The sequence below is a fragment of the Methylobacterium sp. Leaf102 genome (assembly GCF_001422425.1).
GTDB lineage: Bacteria > Pseudomonadota > Alphaproteobacteria > Rhizobiales > Beijerinckiaceae > Methylobacterium.
The window spans coordinates 60,353-76,445 of sequence record NZ_LMMX01000012.1; the positions used below are offsets into that span (position 1 = coordinate 60,353).

Annotated in this window: 17 protein-coding genes and 1 pseudogene; 9 read left to right on the forward strand and 9 right to left on the reverse strand. The window is 69.9% G+C overall.

What is annotated here, in order from left to right; translation table 11 throughout:
- Window positions 1–32 precede the first annotated feature (32 nt).
- Both pgsA and moaD read left to right on the forward strand, forming a co-directional pair.
- Window positions 33–632 (forward strand): CDP-diacylglycerol--glycerol-3-phosphate 3-phosphatidyltransferase, encoded by a 600-nt coding sequence (pgsA, locus tag ASF27_RS08470; protein WP_056169670.1) that lies wholly within the window; start codon window positions 33–35, stop codon window positions 630–632.
- 11 nt (window positions 633–643) lie between these two features.
- Window positions 644–895, forward strand: a complete 252-nt coding sequence (gene moaD / locus ASF27_RS08475) for a molybdopterin converting factor subunit 1 (RefSeq protein ID WP_056169674.1) — start codon at window positions 644–646, stop codon at window positions 893–895.
- A 22-nt stretch (window positions 896–917) separates the two neighbouring features.
- Here the strand turns inward: moaD and ASF27_RS08480 are convergent, their stop codons facing one another.
- On the reverse strand, window positions 918–1,139 hold the full coding sequence (locus ASF27_RS08480; RefSeq protein WP_056169677.1) for a DUF2093 domain-containing protein: 222 nt from the start codon (window positions 1,137–1,139) through the stop codon (window positions 918–920).
- 107 nt (window positions 1,140–1,246) lie between these two features.
- Here ASF27_RS08480 and ASF27_RS08485 point away from each other — a divergent pair, with 107 nt between their 5' ends.
- Genes ASF27_RS08485 through deoA form a run of 4 tightly spaced genes read left to right on the forward strand, consistent with a single transcriptional unit; the run spans window position 1,247 to window position 4,506 of the window.
- A complete protein-coding gene (locus ASF27_RS08485) occupies window positions 1,247–1,654 on the forward strand; it encodes a cytidine deaminase (RefSeq protein WP_056359271.1) in 408 nt (135 codons plus the stop codon).
- On the forward strand, window positions 1,647–2,474 hold the full coding sequence (locus tag ASF27_RS08490) for a purine-nucleoside phosphorylase (protein WP_056359274.1): 828 nt from the start codon (window positions 1,647–1,649) through the stop codon (window positions 2,472–2,474). Before ASF27_RS08485 ends, ASF27_RS08490 begins: the two co-directional genes overlap by 8 nt.
- Window positions 2,471–3,199 (forward strand): deoxyribose-phosphate aldolase, encoded by a 729-nt coding sequence (gene deoC, locus ASF27_RS08495; RefSeq protein ID WP_056359277.1) that lies wholly within the window; start codon window positions 2,471–2,473, stop codon window positions 3,197–3,199. The genes ASF27_RS08490 and deoC overlap by 4 nt, the downstream gene beginning before the upstream one ends.
- Window positions 3,196–4,506: a thymidine phosphorylase gene (gene deoA, locus ASF27_RS08500; protein ID WP_056359281.1), complete on the forward strand. Its 1,311-nt coding sequence runs from the start codon at window positions 3,196–3,198 to the stop codon at window positions 4,504–4,506. The genes deoC and deoA overlap by 4 nt, the downstream gene beginning before the upstream one ends.
- Window positions 4,507–4,510: 4 nt before the next feature.
- Here the strand turns inward: deoA and ASF27_RS08505 are convergent, their stop codons facing one another.
- The 4 genes from ASF27_RS08505 to dnaK all read right to left on the reverse strand — a co-directional run bounded on the left by ASF27_RS08505 (window position 4,511) and on the right by dnaK (window position 8,957).
- Complete coding sequence (locus ASF27_RS08505; RefSeq protein WP_056260462.1) at window positions 4,511–4,834, reverse strand: hypothetical protein; 324 nt, start codon at window positions 4,832–4,834, stop codon at window positions 4,511–4,513.
- Between the two features lie 102 nt (window positions 4,835–4,936).
- Window positions 4,937–5,515 carry an rRNA adenine N-6-methyltransferase family protein gene (locus ASF27_RS08510; protein WP_244480954.1) on the reverse strand — a complete coding sequence of 193 codons (579 nt, stop codon included), beginning with the start codon at window positions 5,513–5,515 and terminating at the stop codon, window positions 4,937–4,939.
- A 249-nt stretch (window positions 5,516–5,764) separates the two neighbouring features.
- Window positions 5,765–6,931 carry a molecular chaperone DnaJ gene (dnaJ, locus tag ASF27_RS08515; protein WP_056359288.1) on the reverse strand — a complete coding sequence of 389 codons (1,167 nt, stop codon included), beginning with the start codon at window positions 6,929–6,931 and terminating at the stop codon, window positions 5,765–5,767.
- A 112-nt stretch (window positions 6,932–7,043) separates the two neighbouring features.
- Entirely contained in the window at window positions 7,044–8,957 is a 1,914-nt protein-coding gene (gene dnaK, locus ASF27_RS08520; RefSeq protein WP_056169699.1) for a molecular chaperone DnaK, read from the reverse strand.
- Window positions 8,958–9,412: 455 nt separating this feature from the next.
- On the opposite strand from dnaK, the gene ASF27_RS08525 reads away from it, so the two are divergent.
- The gene (locus tag ASF27_RS08525) at window positions 9,413–10,399 is read left to right on the forward strand and encodes a hypothetical protein (RefSeq protein ID WP_056359291.1); all 987 of its coding nucleotides are present in this window, start codon (window positions 9,413–9,415) and stop codon (window positions 10,397–10,399) included.
- Window positions 10,400–10,517: 118 nt separating this feature from the next.
- On the opposite strand, the gene ASF27_RS08530 is transcribed toward ASF27_RS08525, so the two are convergent.
- Window positions 10,518–11,126, reverse strand: a complete 609-nt coding sequence (locus tag ASF27_RS08530) for a YqgE/AlgH family protein (RefSeq protein ID WP_056359293.1) — start codon at window positions 11,124–11,126, stop codon at window positions 10,518–10,520.
- Window positions 11,127–11,290: 164 nt separating this feature from the next.
- On the opposite strand from ASF27_RS08530, the gene ASF27_RS08535 reads away from it, so the two are divergent.
- Entirely contained in the window at window positions 11,291–11,773 is a 483-nt protein-coding gene (locus tag ASF27_RS08535; protein ID WP_056169705.1) for a peroxiredoxin, read from the forward strand.
- A 275-nt stretch (window positions 11,774–12,048) separates the two neighbouring features.
- Window positions 12,049–12,399 (forward strand): annotated as a pseudogene (locus ASF27_RS23390) (nuclear transport factor 2 family protein); the annotation flags it as partial.
- A 48-nt stretch (window positions 12,400–12,447) separates the two neighbouring features.
- Here the strand turns inward: ASF27_RS23390 and thrB are convergent.
- The 3 genes from thrB to ASF27_RS08550 all read right to left on the reverse strand — a co-directional run bounded on the left by thrB (window position 12,448) and on the right by ASF27_RS08550 (window position 16,006).
- Window positions 12,448–13,413, reverse strand: a complete 966-nt coding sequence (thrB, locus tag ASF27_RS08540; RefSeq protein WP_056169711.1) for a homoserine kinase — start codon at window positions 13,411–13,413, stop codon at window positions 12,448–12,450.
- 87 nt (window positions 13,414–13,500) lie between these two features.
- Window positions 13,501–14,502, reverse strand: coding sequence for a 4-hydroxy-3-methylbut-2-enyl diphosphate reductase (gene ispH, locus ASF27_RS08545; protein ID WP_056260472.1), 1,002 nt, complete (start codon window positions 14,500–14,502; stop codon window positions 13,501–13,503).
- 100 nt (window positions 14,503–14,602) lie between these two features.
- Window positions 14,603–16,006, reverse strand: a complete 1,404-nt coding sequence (locus tag ASF27_RS08550) for a PLP-dependent aminotransferase family protein (RefSeq protein WP_056359296.1) — start codon at window positions 16,004–16,006, stop codon at window positions 14,603–14,605.
- Between the last annotated feature and the right edge of the window lie 87 nt (window positions 16,007–16,093).

Genomic DNA, 16,093 nt, shown 5'->3' on the forward strand with positions numbered 1-16,093 from the left:
CCCCCACTCCGCCCCATGGTTTCACCGCGCCGATGGAGCCGACCCCCACCCGCCGCCGTTCGCCGGCCTGGACGCTCGCGAACTGCCTGACCTACGGGCGGCTCGTGGCCGTGCCCATCGTCGTCGCCCTGCTGTACTGGCCCGTCGAGCACACGGCCCGGTTCGCGGCCCTCGGCGTCTACATCCTCGCCGCCATCACCGACTACCTCGACGGCTACGTGGCGCGGACCTACGACCAATCCTCGGCGCTCGGCCGCATGCTCGACCCCATCGCCGACAAGCTGCTGGTGGCCGCCTGCCTCCTCATGCTCACCGCCGACGGCACCATCCATGGCTGGACCCTGTGGGCCGCCATCGTGATCCTGTGCCGGGAGATCCTGGTCTCGGGCCTGCGCGAATATCTCGCCGAACTGAAGGTCGGCGTGCCGGTGAGCCGGGTCGCCAAGTGGAAGACCACCCTGCAGCTCGTGGCCATCGGTTTCCTCGTGGCGGGCCCGGCCGGCGAAACGATCCTGCCGGGCACGGTGCAGACCGGGACCTACCTGCTGTGGATCGCCGCCGCCCTGACGCTCTATACGGGGTGGGATTACATGCGGGCGGGTATCAAGCACGTCATCGACGACCCGCGCTGAGAGATGGTCTCATGAAGCTCGTCTACTTCGCCTGGGTGCGCGAACGCGTCGGCAAGGCCGAAGAGGTGGTGGACCTGCCGGGCGACCTCGCCACAGTGGCGGATCTCCTGCGCTGGCTGCGCGGCCGGGGCGAGGAATACGCCTACGCCTTCGAGGGGGACGGCGTCGTGCGCGTCGCCATCGATCGTGTTCACGCCAAGCCCGACGCGCCCCTGGCGGGCGCATCCGAGATCGCGTTCTTCCCGCCCATGACCGGCGGCTGAGAATAAGACCGGTGGCTGAGGATCAGCCCGCGACGGCGCGCTCGCGCAGGCGCTGCATCACCGCCTCCGGGGTCGCGTAGGCTTCCTGATGCACGGCGCTCCAGTAGCGCAGGGCGTCGAGTTCGATGGGCGCGCCCGTGACGGCGCAGCGCACGAAGCGGCCGGGCTTCACCACCCGCATGGTGCCGTCGCCGTACTCCACCGTCGCCTCGCCCGACGCACTCCGTTCAAACCGACCCAGCATCGCCGTCCGTCCCTGCCGCCATTCTCGTCCCTCGCGTCTTAAAAGGCCGGTGGCGCCCTGTCGATGATCCCTCGACAGGGCTCCGGCATCGATGCCAAACATCGCGCATGGACCCCGATCTCCAGAGCCTGTTCGACGCCGCCCGCGTCGCCCGCGCGCGGGCCTACGCGCCGTACTCGCGCTTTGCCGTCGGCGCCGCCCTGCGGGACGCGGACGGCCGGGTCCATGCCGGCTGCAACGTCGAGAACGCGGCCTATCCGGTGGGCTCCTGCGCCGAGGCCGGGGCCATTGCCGCCATGGTGGCGGAGGGCGGGCGGGCGATCCGCACCATGCTGGTGATGGGTCCCGGCCCCGGCCTCGTCACCCCCTGCGGCGCCTGCCGCCAGCGCATCCGTGAATTCGCCACGCCCGGCGCTGTGATCCACGTGGCCGACGACGACGGCATCCGCGCCCGGTTCACCCTCGGCGCCCTGCTGCCGGACTCGTTCGGGCCGGAGAACCTGACCGATGCCTGACGGGGCCGGGCTCGCTGCGACGGTCGATCGCCTGCGCATGCGAGGGTTCGCAGGACCGTTCGCCTGCGCCATCGTGACCGGCACCGGCCTCGGCGCCCTGGTGGAGCGCCTCACCGACGCCTACGCACTGTCCTATGGGGAGATTCCAGGCTTTCCCGCACCCGGCGTCAGCGGCCATGGCGGGCGGCTCCATGCCGGGCGGCTCGGTGGGCGCCGCGTCCTGGTGTTCGAGGGCCGCGCCCATGCGTACGAGATCGGGAACGCCGCCGCCATGCGGGTGCCCCTCGGTGTCGCGCGGGCGCTGGACGCCCGCGCCCTTCTGCTGACCAACGCCGCCGGGTCGCTTCGGCCCGAGGCCGGTCCGGGCCAGCTCGTGGCGCTCAGCGACCACATCAACCTGTCCGGCCTCAATCCGCTCATCGGGGAGGCGAGCGAGGCACGCTTCGTCCCCATGGTGGGCGCCTACGATTCGAATCTGCGGAAGACGCTGCACGCCGCGGCCGTATCCTGCGGCCTGGCCCTGCACGAGGGCGTCTACGCGTGGTTCTCGGGCCCCAGCTTCGAGACGCCGGCGGAGGTCCGCATGGCCGGGATCCTCGGCGCCGACCTCGTCGGCATGTCCACGGTGCCGGAGGCGATCCTCGCCCGCTTCCTCGGCCTGCCCGTGGCGGCGGTCTCGGTGGTCACCAACCTCGCCGCCGGCATCGGCGACGGCGACCCGCACCACGACGAGACCAAGGCCGTGGCGGCGCGGGCGGCCGCCGACCTCGCCCGCCTCGCCGAAGCCTTCGTCGCCCGCCTGCCGGAGCCCCACGCATGACCGACGCTTCGATCGCGCGGCGCGCCCTCCCGCTCCTCGACCTGACCGACCTGGGCGACACCTGCACCGAGGCGGCCATCGACGCCCTGTGCACGGCCGCCCGCGCCAGCGGCGTCGCGGCAATCTGCGTCTGGCCCCGGTTCGTCGCGCAGGCCGCCCGGCTCCTCGCCGGATCGGGCGTGGCGGTGGCGACCGTGATCAATTTTCCGGCCGGGGGCGAGGATGCGGCGCGGGCCGTCGCTGACACCCGCGCGGCCCTGGCGGACGGCGCCGACGAGATCGACCTCGTCCTGCCCTATCGCGCCCTCCGCGAAGGCCGCCCCGAACCGGCGCGCGCGATGGTCTCGGCCGTGCGGGACGCCTGTGGGCCCGCCTGCCTCAAGGTGATTCTGGAAACCGGCGAACTCGCCACGCCGGAGCTGATCGAAGGGGCGAGCCGCCTCGCCCTCGCGGCGGGTGCAGACATGATCAAGACGTCCACGGGCAAATCCGCCGTCTCGGCGACCCTGGAAGCGGCCGAGATCATGCTGGTCGCCCTCCGGGAGACCGGCGGCGAACACGGCCTCAAGGTCTCGGGCGGTATCCGGACCGTGGCCGATGCCGCCCTCTATCTCGCCCTCGCCGACCGCATCATGGGGCCGGATTGGGCGACGCCCAGAACCTTCCGCATCGGGGCGAGCGGCCTGAACGCCGCCCTCGTCGCCGCCCGGGACCCCAGGCCATGATGCTGCCGCAGGAGATCATCCGGGCGAAGCGGGACGGGCTCGCCCTCGATCCGGCCCGCATCGCCGACTTCATCGCCGGCCTGACCGATGGGCGCGTCACCGAGGGCCAGGCGGCGGCCTTCGCCATGGCGGTGTTCTTCCGCGGTTTGTCCCTGGAGGAGCGCGTCGCCCTGACCCGGGCGATGACGCATTCGGGCACGGTGCTGCGCTGGGACCTGCCGGGCCCCGTCCTCGACAAGCATTCCACCGGCGGCGTCGGCGACGCGGTCAGCCTCGCCCTGGCGCCCCTGGTGGCGGCCTGCGGCGGCTACGTGCCGATGATCTCGGGGCGCGGCCTCGGGCACACGGGCGGCACCCTCGACAAGCTCGGGGCCATCCCGGGCTACGACGCGCGGCCGGACCTCGACCGGTTCCGCCGGGTCACGAAGGACGTCGGCTGCGCCATCATCGGCCAGACGCCCGACCTCGCGCCGGCCGATGCCCGCCTCTACGCCATCCGCGACGTCACCGGCACGGTGGAATCCCTCGATCTCATCACGGCGTCGATCCTGTCGAAGAAACTCGCCGCCGGCCTCGACGGCCTGGTGATGGACGTGAAGGTCGGCTCGGGGGCGTTCATGGCCGGACCGGACCAGGCGCGGGGGCTCGGCGAAGCCATCGTCGGCGTGGCGGGCGGGGCCGGCCTTCCGACCGTGGCCCTCGTCACCGACATGGACTCGCCCCTCGCCTCGGCGGCGGGCAACGCCCTGGAGGTGGCCTACACCCTGGATTATCTCGGCGGGCGTGCGCGGGAGCCCGCGTTCCATGCCATCACCGTCGAACTCGGCGCCGAGATGCTGATGCTGGGCCGCCTCGCGGACAGCTTGCCCGCCGCGCGGACGCGACTGGAGGAAGCCCTCGATTCCGGGCGTGCCCTGGCGATCTTTTCCCGCATGGTGGCGGCGCTCGGTGGCCCGGCCGACCTCGCCGAGCGTCCCGGGCAGTACCTCACCAGGGCCGCCGTCGTGCGGACCGTGAAGGTGCCGGAGGCCGGCGTCATCCGCCGGGCGGCGACCCGCGACATCGGTCTCGCCGTCATCGGCCTCGGCGGTGGCCGGACCCGGCCGCAGGACGCCATCGACCCCGCCGTGGGGTTCACCGGCCTCACAAGGGCCGGCGACGCGGTCGGTCCCGACCGGCCGCTCGCCACGATCCACGCAAGGGACGCCGCCTCGGCGGACCGGGCCGAGGCGGCCCTGCGAGCGGCCTACCTCATCACGGCCGAGCCTCAGCCGGCCGATGCCCTGCTCCGCGACAGGATCGCCTGACCGATCAGTACCGGTCGTAACCCCGGCCGCGGCCGTCGTGATGATGGTGGTGATGGTGGCCCCAGTGGCGCCGGCCGTAGCCACGGTCGTGATCCCAGCCGCGATGGTGACCACCCCAGCCGCGGTCATGGCCGCGATGATGATGCCCGCGATCGTAGCCCCGGTGACCATAACCGTCATGGTCGTAGACGGGCACGAACTCGGCTTGCGGTCCGACATCGGCGAACGGCAGCGCTTGGGCACCGCCGATGCCGAGGCCGATCGCGAGGGCGAGGCCGGCGGCGAGGCGGCGGCTTCGGACGAGCAGCGTGTGGGGGCGAAAAGCCATGACGGTCTCCCGGTCTCAGGGGGTCGACGACATCTCGACCCCGTCAGGAGAACCTAGATCGCGACGGCTGAACGCCGTGGCCGGGAGCCGTTCAGCCCTGCGTCAGGGACGGCGATAGGCCCAGACGCGCGCCGGCGGCAGGTTGAGCCAGACGCGGTTGGAACGGCTCGCCGTATAGGTCCCGGCATCGCAGCGCTCGGGAATCGGCGGAACCACCGCGTAGGTGAACTGCACGAAGGGCGCGCCCGCATGCATCATGGCGTGGGCGGCGTTGAGGAGCTTGAGACGCTGTTCCAGGGGCTTGGTGAACAGCGGAAGGCTCGACACCGTGGCGGCGGCCTTTTCGTGGACGAGGGCCCCGAGGGTGGCGGTGATGTCGTAGGCATCGCCCTGCACCACGGTGGCCCGGGGAAACCGCGTCCGCAGCAGCCGGCAGAAATCCGGGTTGTACTCGACCAGGATCAGGCGCTCCTGCTCGATGCCCCGTCGCACGAGGGCTTCCGTCACCGGACCCGTACCCGGCCCGAGTTCGATGACCGGCCCGGCCATGCGCGGATCGACGTAGGACGCCATGGTGCGGGCGAGCATCTTGCCCGACGGGGTCACCGACCCCGTGACGAGGGGACGCTCGAACCAGGAGCGCAGGAAGCGGGCCTCGTCCTCCAGCGGATCGCGCCGCACGCGCGGGGACCCGGGCGCACCCTGAAGAGCGCCGAGGGCGGCTTGGAGTTTGGTGCTGGGACGGCGGAGCGGCGGCAAGACCCTAGGCCCTCAGATCACGGTTTGGGAAGGAAAGGCTAGACGCCGAAGGCCGTGTACAGTCAAGCCGCATCGGCGCTTCGCCCCCGGGTCCGGTCGTGCGTTCGGTCGAGCGGTGCGGCCCAGCCACAATCATAACCGGGCTCGCGGCCGTTCGATCCCGCACCGTGTTCACTGTCGGGCGGTACCGCCGAGTCCGTCGAAGAACTCGCGGACCTTGGAGAAGAAGCCCGCGCTCTCGGGGTGGTTCTCGTCGGAAGCCGACTGACCGAATTCCTGCAGCAGTTCGCGCTGGCGCTTGGTCAGATTCTGCGGCGTTTCGACGAACACCTGGATGTAGAGGTCGCCGACCTCGCGGGCGCGCAGCACCGGCATGCCCTTGCCCTTGATGCGGAACTGCTTGGCCGTCTGCGTGCCGGCCGGGATCCGCACCTGGGTCTGCGAGCCGTCGATGACCGGCACGGTGATCTCGCCCGACAGGGCCGCCGTCACCATGTTGATCGGCACCCGGCAGAACAGGTCGGCGCCGTCGCGCTGGAAGAATTCGTGCGGCTTGATCGAGAGGAACACGTAGAGGTCGCCCGCCGGGCCGCCGCGCAGGCCGGTCTCGCCCTCGCCGGCGAGACGGATGCGCAGGCCGTCGTCGACGCCCGCCGGCACGTTGATCGACAGGGTGCGCTCGCGCGTGACGCGGCCGGCGCCCGAGCAATTGCCGCACGGATCGTCGATGACCTCGCCGCGTCCGTGGCAGTTCGGGCAGGTCCGCTCGATGGCGAAGAACCCCTGCGCGGCGCGTACGCGGCCGTAGCCGCCGCAGGTCTGGCACGGGCGCGGCTTCGAGCCGGCCTTGGCACCCGACCCCGAGCACACCTCGCAGGTGACGGCCGTCGCCATCTTGATGGTCTCCGCCTTGCCGGCGAAGGCCTCCTCCAGGGAGATCTCGAGGTTGTAGCGCAGGTCGGCGCCGCGCTCGCGGGTGGAGCCGCCGCGTCCGCCCGCGCCGGTTCGCGCACCGCCGGGGGCCGCGCGTCCGTCGCCGAAGAAATTGTCGAAGATGTCCGACATGAAGTCACCGAACTCGTTGCCGAATCCGGGACCGCCCCCGCCGCCCTGCTGGAATGCGGCATGGCCGAAGCGGTCGTAGGCTGCGCGCTTCTGGCCGTCGGTCAGGGTCTGGTAGGCCTCGTTGACTTCCTTGAACTTGACCTCGGCCTCCGCATTCCCGGGATTGCGATCGGGATGGTAGGTCATGGCGAGCTTGCGGAAGGCGACTTTCATCTCGCCGTCGGTCGCGGTCTTGGCGACGCCAAGAATCTCGTAATAGTCCCGCTTCGACATACCCGCCCTCAAAAGTCGTTCGGCGCGCCGGCATCCACCGGGGACCGCACCGTCATCTGACCAGACATGGCGAGGGGCCGGATTACTCCGACCCCCCGTTTCTCAAGGGGCGTTATGCCCGCTTCTTCTGGTCCTTGTCATCGACTTCCTGGAAGTCGGCGTCGATGACGTCGTCCTTCTTGGCTTCGCCGGCCGGCGCCTCGGCCCCGGCCTCACCGCCCTGGTTGGCCGCGTACATGGCCTCGCCGAGCTTCATCGACGCCTGCATCACGTCGGTTGTGCGAGCCTTGATGGTCTCGACGTCGTCGCCTTCGAGGGCCGTGCGCAGCGCCGTAATGGCGGTCTCGATGGCACCCTTGTCGTCGGCCGAGACCTTGTCGCCGTACTCCTTGACCGACTTCTCGGTGGCGTGGACGAGGCTCTCGCCCTGGTTCTTCACCTCGACGAGCTCGCGACGCTTCTTGTCCGCTTCGGCATTGGCCTCGGCGTCCTTGACCATCTTCTCGATATCCGCGTCCGAGAGGCCGCCCGAGGCCTGGATGCGGATCTGGTGCTCCTTGTTCGTCGCCTTGTCCTTGGCCGTCACGTTGACGATGCCGTTGGCGTCGATGTCGAAGGTCACCTCGATCTGCGGCATGCCGCGCGGGGCCGGCGGAATGCCCATGAGGTCGAACTGGCCGAGCATCTTGTTGTCGGCCGCCATCTCGCGCTCACCCTGGAAGACCCGGATGGTGACGGCGTTCTGGTTGTCCTCGGCCGTCGAGAAGGTCTGGGACTTCTTCGTCGGGATGGTGGTGTTGCGGTCGATGAGGCGGGTGAACACGCCGCCCAGGGTCTCGATGCCGAGCGACAGCGGGGTGACGTCGAGGAGCAGAACGTCCTTCACGTCGCCCTGGAGCACGCCGGCCTGGACCGCCGCGCCGATGGCCACGACCTCGTCGGGGTTGACGCCCTTGTGGGGCTCCTTGCCGAAGAACGACTTCACCACTTCCTGGATCTTCGGCATGCGGATCATGCCGCCGACGAGCACGACCTCGTCGATCTCGGAGGCCGAGACGCCCGCATCCTTGAGGGCCTTGCGGCAGGGCTCGATGGTGCGCTGGACGAGATCGTCCACGAGGGACTCGAACTTGGCGCGGCTGAGCTTGAGCGCGAGGTGCTTCGGCCCGGAGGCGTCGGCCGTGATGTAGGGCAGGTTGATCTCGGTCTGGGTCGCGGAGGACAGCTCGATCTTGGCCTTCTCGGCGGCTTCCTTGAGGCGCTGGAGCGCGAGCTTGTCCTTCGTCAGGTCGATGCCCTGCTCGCGCTTGAACTCCGCCGCGAGGTACTCGACCACGCGGTTGTCGAAGTCCTCGCCGCCGAGGAAGGTGTCGCCGTTGGTGGACTTCACCTCGAACACGCCGTCGCCGATCTCCAGGATCGACACGTCGAAGGTGCCACCGCCGAGATCGTACACCGCGATGGTGCCGGCCTTCTTCTTGTCGAGGCCGTAGGCCAGCGCCGCGGCGGTGGGCTCGTTGATGATGCGCAGCACTTCGAGGCCGGCGATCTTGCCCGCGTCCTTGGTGGCCTGGCGCTGGGCGTCGTTGAAGTAGGCGGGCACGGTGATGACGGCCTGCGTCACCGGCTGGCCGAGATGGGCTTCCGCCGTCTCCTTCATCTTCTGCAGGGTGAAGGCGGAGATCTGCGAGGGCGAATACTTCTTGCCGTCGGCCTCGACCCAGGCGTCGCCGTTGTCACCGCGGACGATGTTGTAGGGCACGAGGCCCTTGTCCTTCTGCGTCATCGGATCGTCGTAGGTGCGGCCGACGAGGCGCTTGATGGCGAAGAAGGTGTGTTCCGGGTTGGTGACCGCCTGGCGCTTGGCCGGCTGGCCGACGAGGCGCTCGCCGTCGTCGAGGAAGGCGACGATGGACGGCGTGGTGCGCGCACCTTCCGCGTTCTCGATGACCTTGGGCTGCGAGCCCTCCATCACGGCAACACAGGAATTGGTGGTGCCGAGGTCGATACCGATAACTTTACCCATGGTGGGATCCCTCTGTTGTGCTTGGTCAAGCAGACCGCCGAGCCCCGAAGCAGCTCGGCCCATGGCGGTGAAAAACTGAGATTGGCGAGCCGGATCGCGCCCGGGCCGAACGTCGCGAAACGCTCAGGCTCGGGTCCTAATCCCGCGTCCCGCCGGATATAAGAAGGGGGATGCGGAGCCGCAAGGCGAACCGGAAACGACCCGGGGGAACCGGGCGCGCCCTCGGAGCGGATCGCGCCCGAGGGCGTTATCCCGTTCTCGCAGCGGCTCGATCCCGGCCGAGGACGCGAATTCCCACGTCCCGCCGCCGCGATTCTGTTGTAACGGCGCCACGTTCAAGCCATGGCCCCCATGGTAGGCTGACGTGTGGCCGTGTTCGTCCGCGAGTTGATCTCGCAGTTCCTGCGGCCGGCGAGCTCCCGCGGCCGGCGAGTTCCCACAGCCGGAAAGTCCCGATGCCCCCGTTGACCCGCGCCCTCCTCCTCGCACCCCTGCTGCTCGCGCCACCCAGCCCGGCCGCCGCGCAGAACTTCTTCGAGGAGCTGTTCGGGATCGGGCGCGCCGCCAAGCCGCCGGTTCCGCCCCGCGGCGTCCCGGGCGGCGTCCAGCCGGGCTCGCCCATCGCGCCGCCTCCGGGCGCCCCGGGGGATGCGCCGACTGCGGAGGTGCCGCGCGCGCCGGCGGTTCCGAAGCAGCCCGTGGTTCTCAAGGCGCCGCCGGAGGACAACGTCGTCGGCCAGGAGCTGATGCACAACGGCCTCAACGGCAGCCTGAAGCTGGAAAAGACCGGGGGCGGCACGACCGCCCGCATGATCCTGCCGGGCACCAAGGTGTCCCAGCCGAGCGAGAGCTGCACGGTGCCGTGGAACGGCGGCACGCCCGCGACCCTCACGGCCGAAGGGCGACCCGACGGACTCGCCCGCTTCGAAGCCGCCGGGGCCACCTGCCCCCTGCGCTTCGAGGTGGTGGACGGCGGCGTCCTGGTGACATCCCTCGGGGCCACGCCGATCTGCACCATGGCGGCCGCCGATTGCGCCACCACGCCGGCGGGCCTGTGGGGGCCGGCCGCCGCGACCCTGATCCCGCGGGCGGCCGAATTCGACGGCGCGCGCGGCACGGCCGACCGCGCGGTCCGTGAGAACTACAAGCTCATGACCCAGCGGGCGCGCGGACAGGACGTCCGCCCCATCGTCACCGAGCAGGCGGCGTTCTCGTCCGACCGCGAGCAGCTGTGCCGGACCTATGCCCGGGAAGGCGCGCACGGCTTCTGCAATCTGCGCTTCACCGAAGGCCGAGCCCTCGCGCTCGCCACCCGCCTCGGCGTCAACACCGCCAGCGCCGCCCCGACGGCGGCCGCCGCCCCACGGCCGCGCCGCAAGCCGCAACCGTCCGTCGAGGGAATGAACCCGGATGCCGGCGGCGCGCCGGCTTTTCCGGAGTAGGGGTTTCGAGAGGGATCATCCCTTTGGCGGGTGCCGGGCAGAGACCGACGAAGAACCAGGGCCGGTTTCTCAAAACTCTTGCCCTGACCCGCGAGGGGCTCGCCCTTCGGACCCTGATTCAGGCGTGGCCGGCATCCATCGACAGCATGGCCGGGTCGATGCCGATGCCGCGCAGGGTGCGTTCGTACTTCGCATCGAGGGCGGTGTTGAAGATCAGCTCCGGGTCGGCCGGGCAGGTGAGCCAGCCGTTGGCCAGGATCTCGTTCTCGAGCTGGCCGGCCTGCCATCCGGCATAGCCGAGCGCCAGGACGGCGCTGGCGGGACCGGCGCCGTTGGCGATGGCCCGCAGGATATCGACGGTGGCGGTGAGGCAGATGCCGTCGTCGATGATCAGGGTCGACTGGTCGATGTGGAAATCGTCCGTGTGCAGCACGAAGCCGCGCTTGGCATCCACCGGGCCGCCCATGAGCACGGGCATGTGGCCGACCTGCTCGCGCAGGCGGATGGCGTCGAGTTCGGTGGCGATCTCGAGCTGGATCAGCAGGTCGGGCATGTTGAGGTTCTGAACCGGCTTGTTCAGGATGATGCCCATGGCTCCATCCGCCGAGTGGGCACAGAGATAGATCACCGAGCGCGAGAAGCGCGCATCCGTGAGCCCCGGCATGGCGACCAGGAACTGGCCTTCGAGGGAGGCGGGATCACCCGACTGGGACCGTGATGACTGCATACCCCATGCTACGCCCGTCGGTGCCCTTGTCCAAGGCGCAAATCCGAGAGGCGCAGCAAGGCGTTCGGCCGCGTGTGCACGGCCGTCGCGGTTGCCTCGACACGCGGGAGCCCGCGCGATAGACGGCAGGGACGTACGGGCGCGACGCCCGCAGGAGATCACCCATGACGATCCAGGTTGGCGACCACCTGCCCCAGGTCACGTTCCGCGTCAGCGGCAAGGACGGCCCCGAGGCCCGGACCACGGATGACGTGTTCAAGGGGCGTCGGGTCGTCCTCGTGGGCGTTCCGGGGGCGTTCACCCCGAGCTGCCACCGCAACCACCTGCCGGGCTTCGTCGAGAAGCAGGCCGAGATCAAGGCACGCGGCATCGATGCCGTGGCGATCACCTCCGTCAACGATGTGTTCGTCCTCGATGCCTGGCAGAAGGCCAGCGGTGCCGAAGCCCTCGAATTCCTCGCCGACGGCAACGCCGAATTCGCCAAGGCGCTGGGCCTCGACATGGACGGCACGGGCTTCGGCCTCGGGCCGCGCTCGAAGCGCTACGCCATGCTGGTGGAGGACGGCGTCGTGCGGGTGCTCAACGTCGAGGATTCGCCGGCCAAGACCGAGATCTCCGGCGTCGACGCGCTGCTCAAGGTGATCTGACGCTTCGGTCACCCACCGAGACCATGCGGGCCCGGGGTGATCCCCCGGGCTTTTTCATGCCTCCCTGCATTCGAGGTCTGTGCCGTCGCCTGGATATGGTTTTCGCCGACGAGGCGGCCGGACCGGCCAAAAGTTCGGCAGCTCTTATCAAGCTTTCAAGATACGAATTTTAGGCGGACACTGTCGTTTCGGGAATCAACCGAGCTTTCGATAGGGAGAACGCCATGCCCTTCCGTTCCGAAACCTGTGCCATTGTCCTCATGGCTGGCCTCGCGATGTCGGCGCCGGCCTTCGCGGATGATCCGAAGGCCACGGCCCAGGCGGCGGCCGACCGCTGGGACCAGAGCTTCAACACCGGGGATATGGACGCACTGACGACGCTCTACGGCACCGACGCCGAAGTCGTCACGAAGGGGGCGCCGCTCTCGGGCGGCCCGAGCATCCAGGCCTACTTCACCAATCTGAAGTCGAAGGGGTTCGCGGATCACAAGGTGACGGTCCAGTCGGCGAAAGCGAAGGGCGACCTCCTCCTCGCCAGCGGACGCTGGGAGGCGAGCGGCCCCGGGGACGGCGGCGCCCGCAAGGTGTTCAGCGGAAACTGGGTCAACGTCCTGGAGCGCCAGGGTGACGGGTGGCGGACGGTGCTGCACACTGGAACTGAAGCACGGCCCCGATCAGGCGCCGCGCCCGTAATCCTCGGCCCGTGTCGCCGTGCGGTGGAACGTCAAGCGGCGGTCGTATTCCAGCGGGTCCTTCGGCTGGACCAGGGCGCCCGGCGGCACGTTCAGCCAATCGACCAAGCGGGTCAGCAGGAAGCGCAGGGCCGCGCCCCGGCACAGGATCGGCAGGGCGGCGACCTCTGGCGGGGTCAGGGGCCGGACGGTCTCGTACCCGGCGATGAGGGCCGCGCCCCGGTCGCGGTCAAAAGTGCCGTCGGCCTCGAAGCACCACGCGTTGAGACAGATCGCGAGGTCGTACGCGAAGGCGTCGGTGCAGGCGAAGTAGAAGTCGATGAGGCCCGACAGGTCGTCGCCGATGAAGAACACGTTGTCGGTGAAGAGGTCGGCGTGGATCACGCCCGAGGGCAGACCGCGCGGCCAGCCGGCTTCGAGAACCGCGAGGTCGCCGCGCACCCGCTCGGCGAGGCCCGGCGCCACGCCGTCGGCCTGGGGTTCGGCGCCCCGGAACAGCGGACCCCAGGCTTCGACCGAGAGGCTGTTGTCGCGCCGCATGGGAAAATCGCTGCCGGCGGCGTGCAGGCCCGCCAGCGCCCCGCCCAACGCGCGGCAATGGTCGGGATTCGGCCGTTTGACCGAAACGCCTTCGAGGAAGCTGACGATCACCGCCGGACGGCCGCAGAGTTCGCCGAGCGCCACGCCGGCGCGGTTGCGGATCGGCTGCGGGCAGGCGAGGCCGCGCGCGGCGAGATGCTCCATGAGGTTGAGGAAGAACGGCAGGTCGTCCAGGCGCACCCGCTTCTCGTACAGGGTGAGGATGTAGGCGCCGGCCGTGGTGTGCACGAAGAAGTTGGTGTTCTCGACGCCCTCGGCGATGCCCTTGTACGAGAGCAGGGTGCCGATGTCGTAGGCGCTGAGGAAGCGGGTCAGCGCCTCGTCGGAGACCTCGGTGTAGACGGCCACGGGCGGTTCGCTCGAAGGTTGGGGGTTCAAAAAGAACAAGGGCGCCGATGGGCGCCCCTGCAGGTCGAATCGATGGAAAGGCCGCGTCTACTCGGCGGCTTCGCTGCGCAGTTCGCGCGGCAGCGGAAAGGACATGTCCTCCACCACCGTCGAGACCGTGTCCACCGTGACGGTGTAGCGGGCGGCGAAGGCGTCGATGATCTCTTCCACCAGCACTTCCGGGGCCGAGGCGCCGGCGGTGAGGCCGAGGCGGCGCACGTCCTTGAACGCCTCCCAGTCGATCTCCTCGGCGCGCAGCACGAGGCGGGTGATCGGGCAGCCGACGCGCTCGGCGACCTCGCGCAGGCGCTGCGAGTTCGAGGAGTTGGACGAGCCCACGACGATCACGGCATCGACGAGGGGGGCCACCTGCTTTACCGCCTCCTGGCGGTTGGTGGTGGCGTAGCAGATGTCGTCCTTGTGCGGCCCGGTAATGGTCGGGAACTTCTTCTTCAGGGCCTCGACGATGTGGTGGGTGTCGTCCACCGACAGGGTCGTCTGCGTCACCCAGGCGAGGTTGTCGCGGCTCTCGGGCTCGAGGGCGGCGATCTGCTCGAGGTCTTCCACCAGGGTGATGGAGCCGGCGGGCAACTGGCCCATGGTGCCGACCACCTCAGGATGGCCCGAATGGCCCACGAGGAGAACGTGGCGGCCGCGCTTGTGGTGGATCTCGGCCTCGCGGTGAACCTTGGTCACCAGGGGGCAGGTGGCGTCGATGGTGGTGAGCCCGCGCGAATCGGCGTTGTTCGGGACGGTCTTGGCGACGCCGTGGGCGGAGAAGATCACCGGGGCGGAGCCGTCCGGCACCTCGTCGAGCTCACGCACGAACACGGCGCCTTTGCGCTTCAGGCTCTCGACCACGTATTTGTTGTGGACGATCTCGTGCCGGACGTAGACCGGCGGTCCGTAGATGGCGAGCGCGCGCTCGACCACGTCGATGGCCCGCACCACGCCGGCGCAGAACCCGCGCGGGGCGCAGAGCAGAATCTCCAGGGGGGGCTTCTCCGCGCTGGCGGAGGCGGTCTGGGTGGTCGGGATTGCTTCGCTCATGATAGCCGGGATGTGGCGAGGCCGGGCCGCCCCTGTCAACCGCTCATAGCCGAAAACCGTCCCTGTGGCACGGGCGGGCGTATCAAACCTGTCGAGCGTGTCATGCAGGCCCACCCTGCATCGCCGCGTCCAGCACCGAGAAGATACGCGGTTCGGCGCAATGGGCGACGTTGAAGCGCAGGAAGCGCGTACCCGCCCCGGAGGTGCTGAACGCCGCCCCCGGCGCCAGCACCACGCCCTGGCCGAGCGCGCGGCGGGCGACGTCGCCCGAATCGAGGCCTTCCGGCAGGGCGGCCCACAGGAACAGGCCGCCGCGCGGCTCGGTCCAGAGCGTCAAGCCTGCCGCTTCCAGGCGCCGCGCCGCGAGGCCACGATCGCGGGCGAGCTTTTCGCGAATCTCCGAAAGGTGGCGGCGGTAGGTGCCGTCGGTGATCAGGCGATGCATGAGCAGGGCGGCGAGGTGGCCGTTGCCGAGACTCATGGCCAGCTTGAGATCGACGAGGGGCTCGATCCAGTCCGGCCGCACGGCGAGAAAGCCGCAGCGCACGGAGGCCGACAGGGTCTTCGAGAAGCTGCCGACCTGGATCACCCGCTGGAGCCCGTCGAAACCGGCGAGCCGCGGCGCCGGCTCGGGCTCGAGATCGCCGAAGATGTCGTCCTCGATGATCAGGGTGTCGTGCGCCTCCGCCAGGCGCAGCACCCGGTGGACGATGGCCGGGGCGAGGGTCGCGCCCGTGGGGTTATGGAGGGCCGAGTTCGTCAGGTAGAATCGGGGACGGTGCTCCGACAGGAGCGTCTCCAGGGCCGTGAGATCCGGCCCCGTGGGCGTGAACGGCACCCCGACCACCGTGACCCGGTGGGCGCGCAGGAGCGCGTGGTAGTTGAAGTAGCAGGGGTCATCCACCACCACCGTGTCGCCCGGCGCCAGGAGGAAGCGGCACAGGAGGTCGACGGCCTGCGTCGCCGAATCGAGCAAGAGGATCTGGTCGGCATCGGCGACGATGCCCTTCTCCTCCATCCGGCGCGCGATCTGGGCGCGAAGCGGGGCGAGGCCGAGGGGCTGGTCGTAGCAGACGAGGCTGCGCGTGCCCTCTCGGGCGAGGTGGCGCAGGCCGCGGCGGATCGCGTCGCCCGGCATCCACGCCGTCGGCAGCCATCCCGAGCCGGGCTTCAGCAGGTCCGGGCCGGATTGCATCGACTGACGGGTGATCCAGAGGGGATCGACGGCCCGGTCGAGTTCCGGCCCCACGGTCTTGAGGCAGAGCGGGCGGGTCTTGCCGGCGACGTAGAAGCCCGAGCCCCGCCGCGCCACGATGGCGCCCTCGGCACCGAGCCGGTCGTAGGCTTCCACCACGGTCGATTTCGACACGCCCATGGATTCGGCGAAGCTCCGCACGGAGGGCAGGCGGGCTCCGGGTGCGAGCTGGCGGCTCGCGATGCGCTCGGCGATGGCCCGGGTCACCGTCTCGACCAGGGTCGGCGGGCTCGGCGCGCGGGATTTCATCGGCACTGTCCTTCGATATGTACGGCACTTCTGCCGGACAATTCTGGCGAATCGTACGGCACTGTCCCTGTCCCGAACAGCCCCCGG

Bases quoted from the DNA above. Each gene is read 5' to 3' on its own strand.
- ASF27_RS08505 (WP_056260462.1), bottom strand. From the start codon at position 4,834: ATGGCTTTTCGCCCCCACACGCTGCTCGTCCGAAGCCGCCGCCTCGCC.
- ASF27_RS08485 (WP_056359271.1), top strand. From the start codon at position 1,247: ATGGACCCCGATCTCCAGAGCCTGTTCGACGCCGCCCGCGTCGCCCGC.
- dnaJ (WP_056359288.1), bottom strand. From the start codon at position 6,931: ATGTCGAAGCGGGACTATTACGAGATTCTTGGCGTCGCCAAGACCGCG.
- ASF27_RS08550 (WP_056359296.1), bottom strand. From the start codon at position 16,006: ATGAAATCCCGCGCGCCGAGCCCGCCGACCCTGGTCGAGACGGTGACC.
- ASF27_RS08530 (WP_056359293.1), bottom strand. From the start codon at position 11,126: ATGCAGTCATCACGGTCCCAGTCGGGTGATCCCGCCTCCCTCGAAGGC.
- deoC (WP_056359277.1), top strand. From the start codon at position 2,471: ATGACCGACGCTTCGATCGCGCGGCGCGCCCTCCCGCTCCTCGACCTG.
- dnaK (WP_056169699.1), bottom strand. From the start codon at position 8,957: ATGGGTAAAGTTATCGGTATCGACCTCGGCACCACCAATTCCTGTGTT.
- pgsA (WP_056169670.1), top strand. From the start codon at position 33: ATGGAGCCGACCCCCACCCGCCGCCGTTCGCCGGCCTGGACGCTCGCG.
- ispH (WP_056260472.1), bottom strand. From the start codon at position 14,502: ATGAGCGAAGCAATCCCGACCACCCAGACCGCCTCCGCCAGCGCGGAG.
- ASF27_RS08480 (WP_056169677.1), bottom strand. From the start codon at position 1,139: ATGCTGGGTCGGTTTGAACGGAGTGCGTCGGGCGAGGCGACGGTGGAG.
- deoA (WP_056359281.1), top strand. From the start codon at position 3,196: ATGATGCTGCCGCAGGAGATCATCCGGGCGAAGCGGGACGGGCTCGCC.
- ASF27_RS08535 (WP_056169705.1), top strand. From the start codon at position 11,291: ATGACGATCCAGGTTGGCGACCACCTGCCCCAGGTCACGTTCCGCGTC.
- ASF27_RS08525 (WP_056359291.1), top strand. From the start codon at position 9,413: ATGCCCCCGTTGACCCGCGCCCTCCTCCTCGCACCCCTGCTGCTCGCG.
- moaD (WP_056169674.1), top strand. From the start codon at position 644: ATGAAGCTCGTCTACTTCGCCTGGGTGCGCGAACGCGTCGGCAAGGCC.
- ASF27_RS08490 (WP_056359274.1), top strand. From the start codon at position 1,647: ATGCCTGACGGGGCCGGGCTCGCTGCGACGGTCGATCGCCTGCGCATG.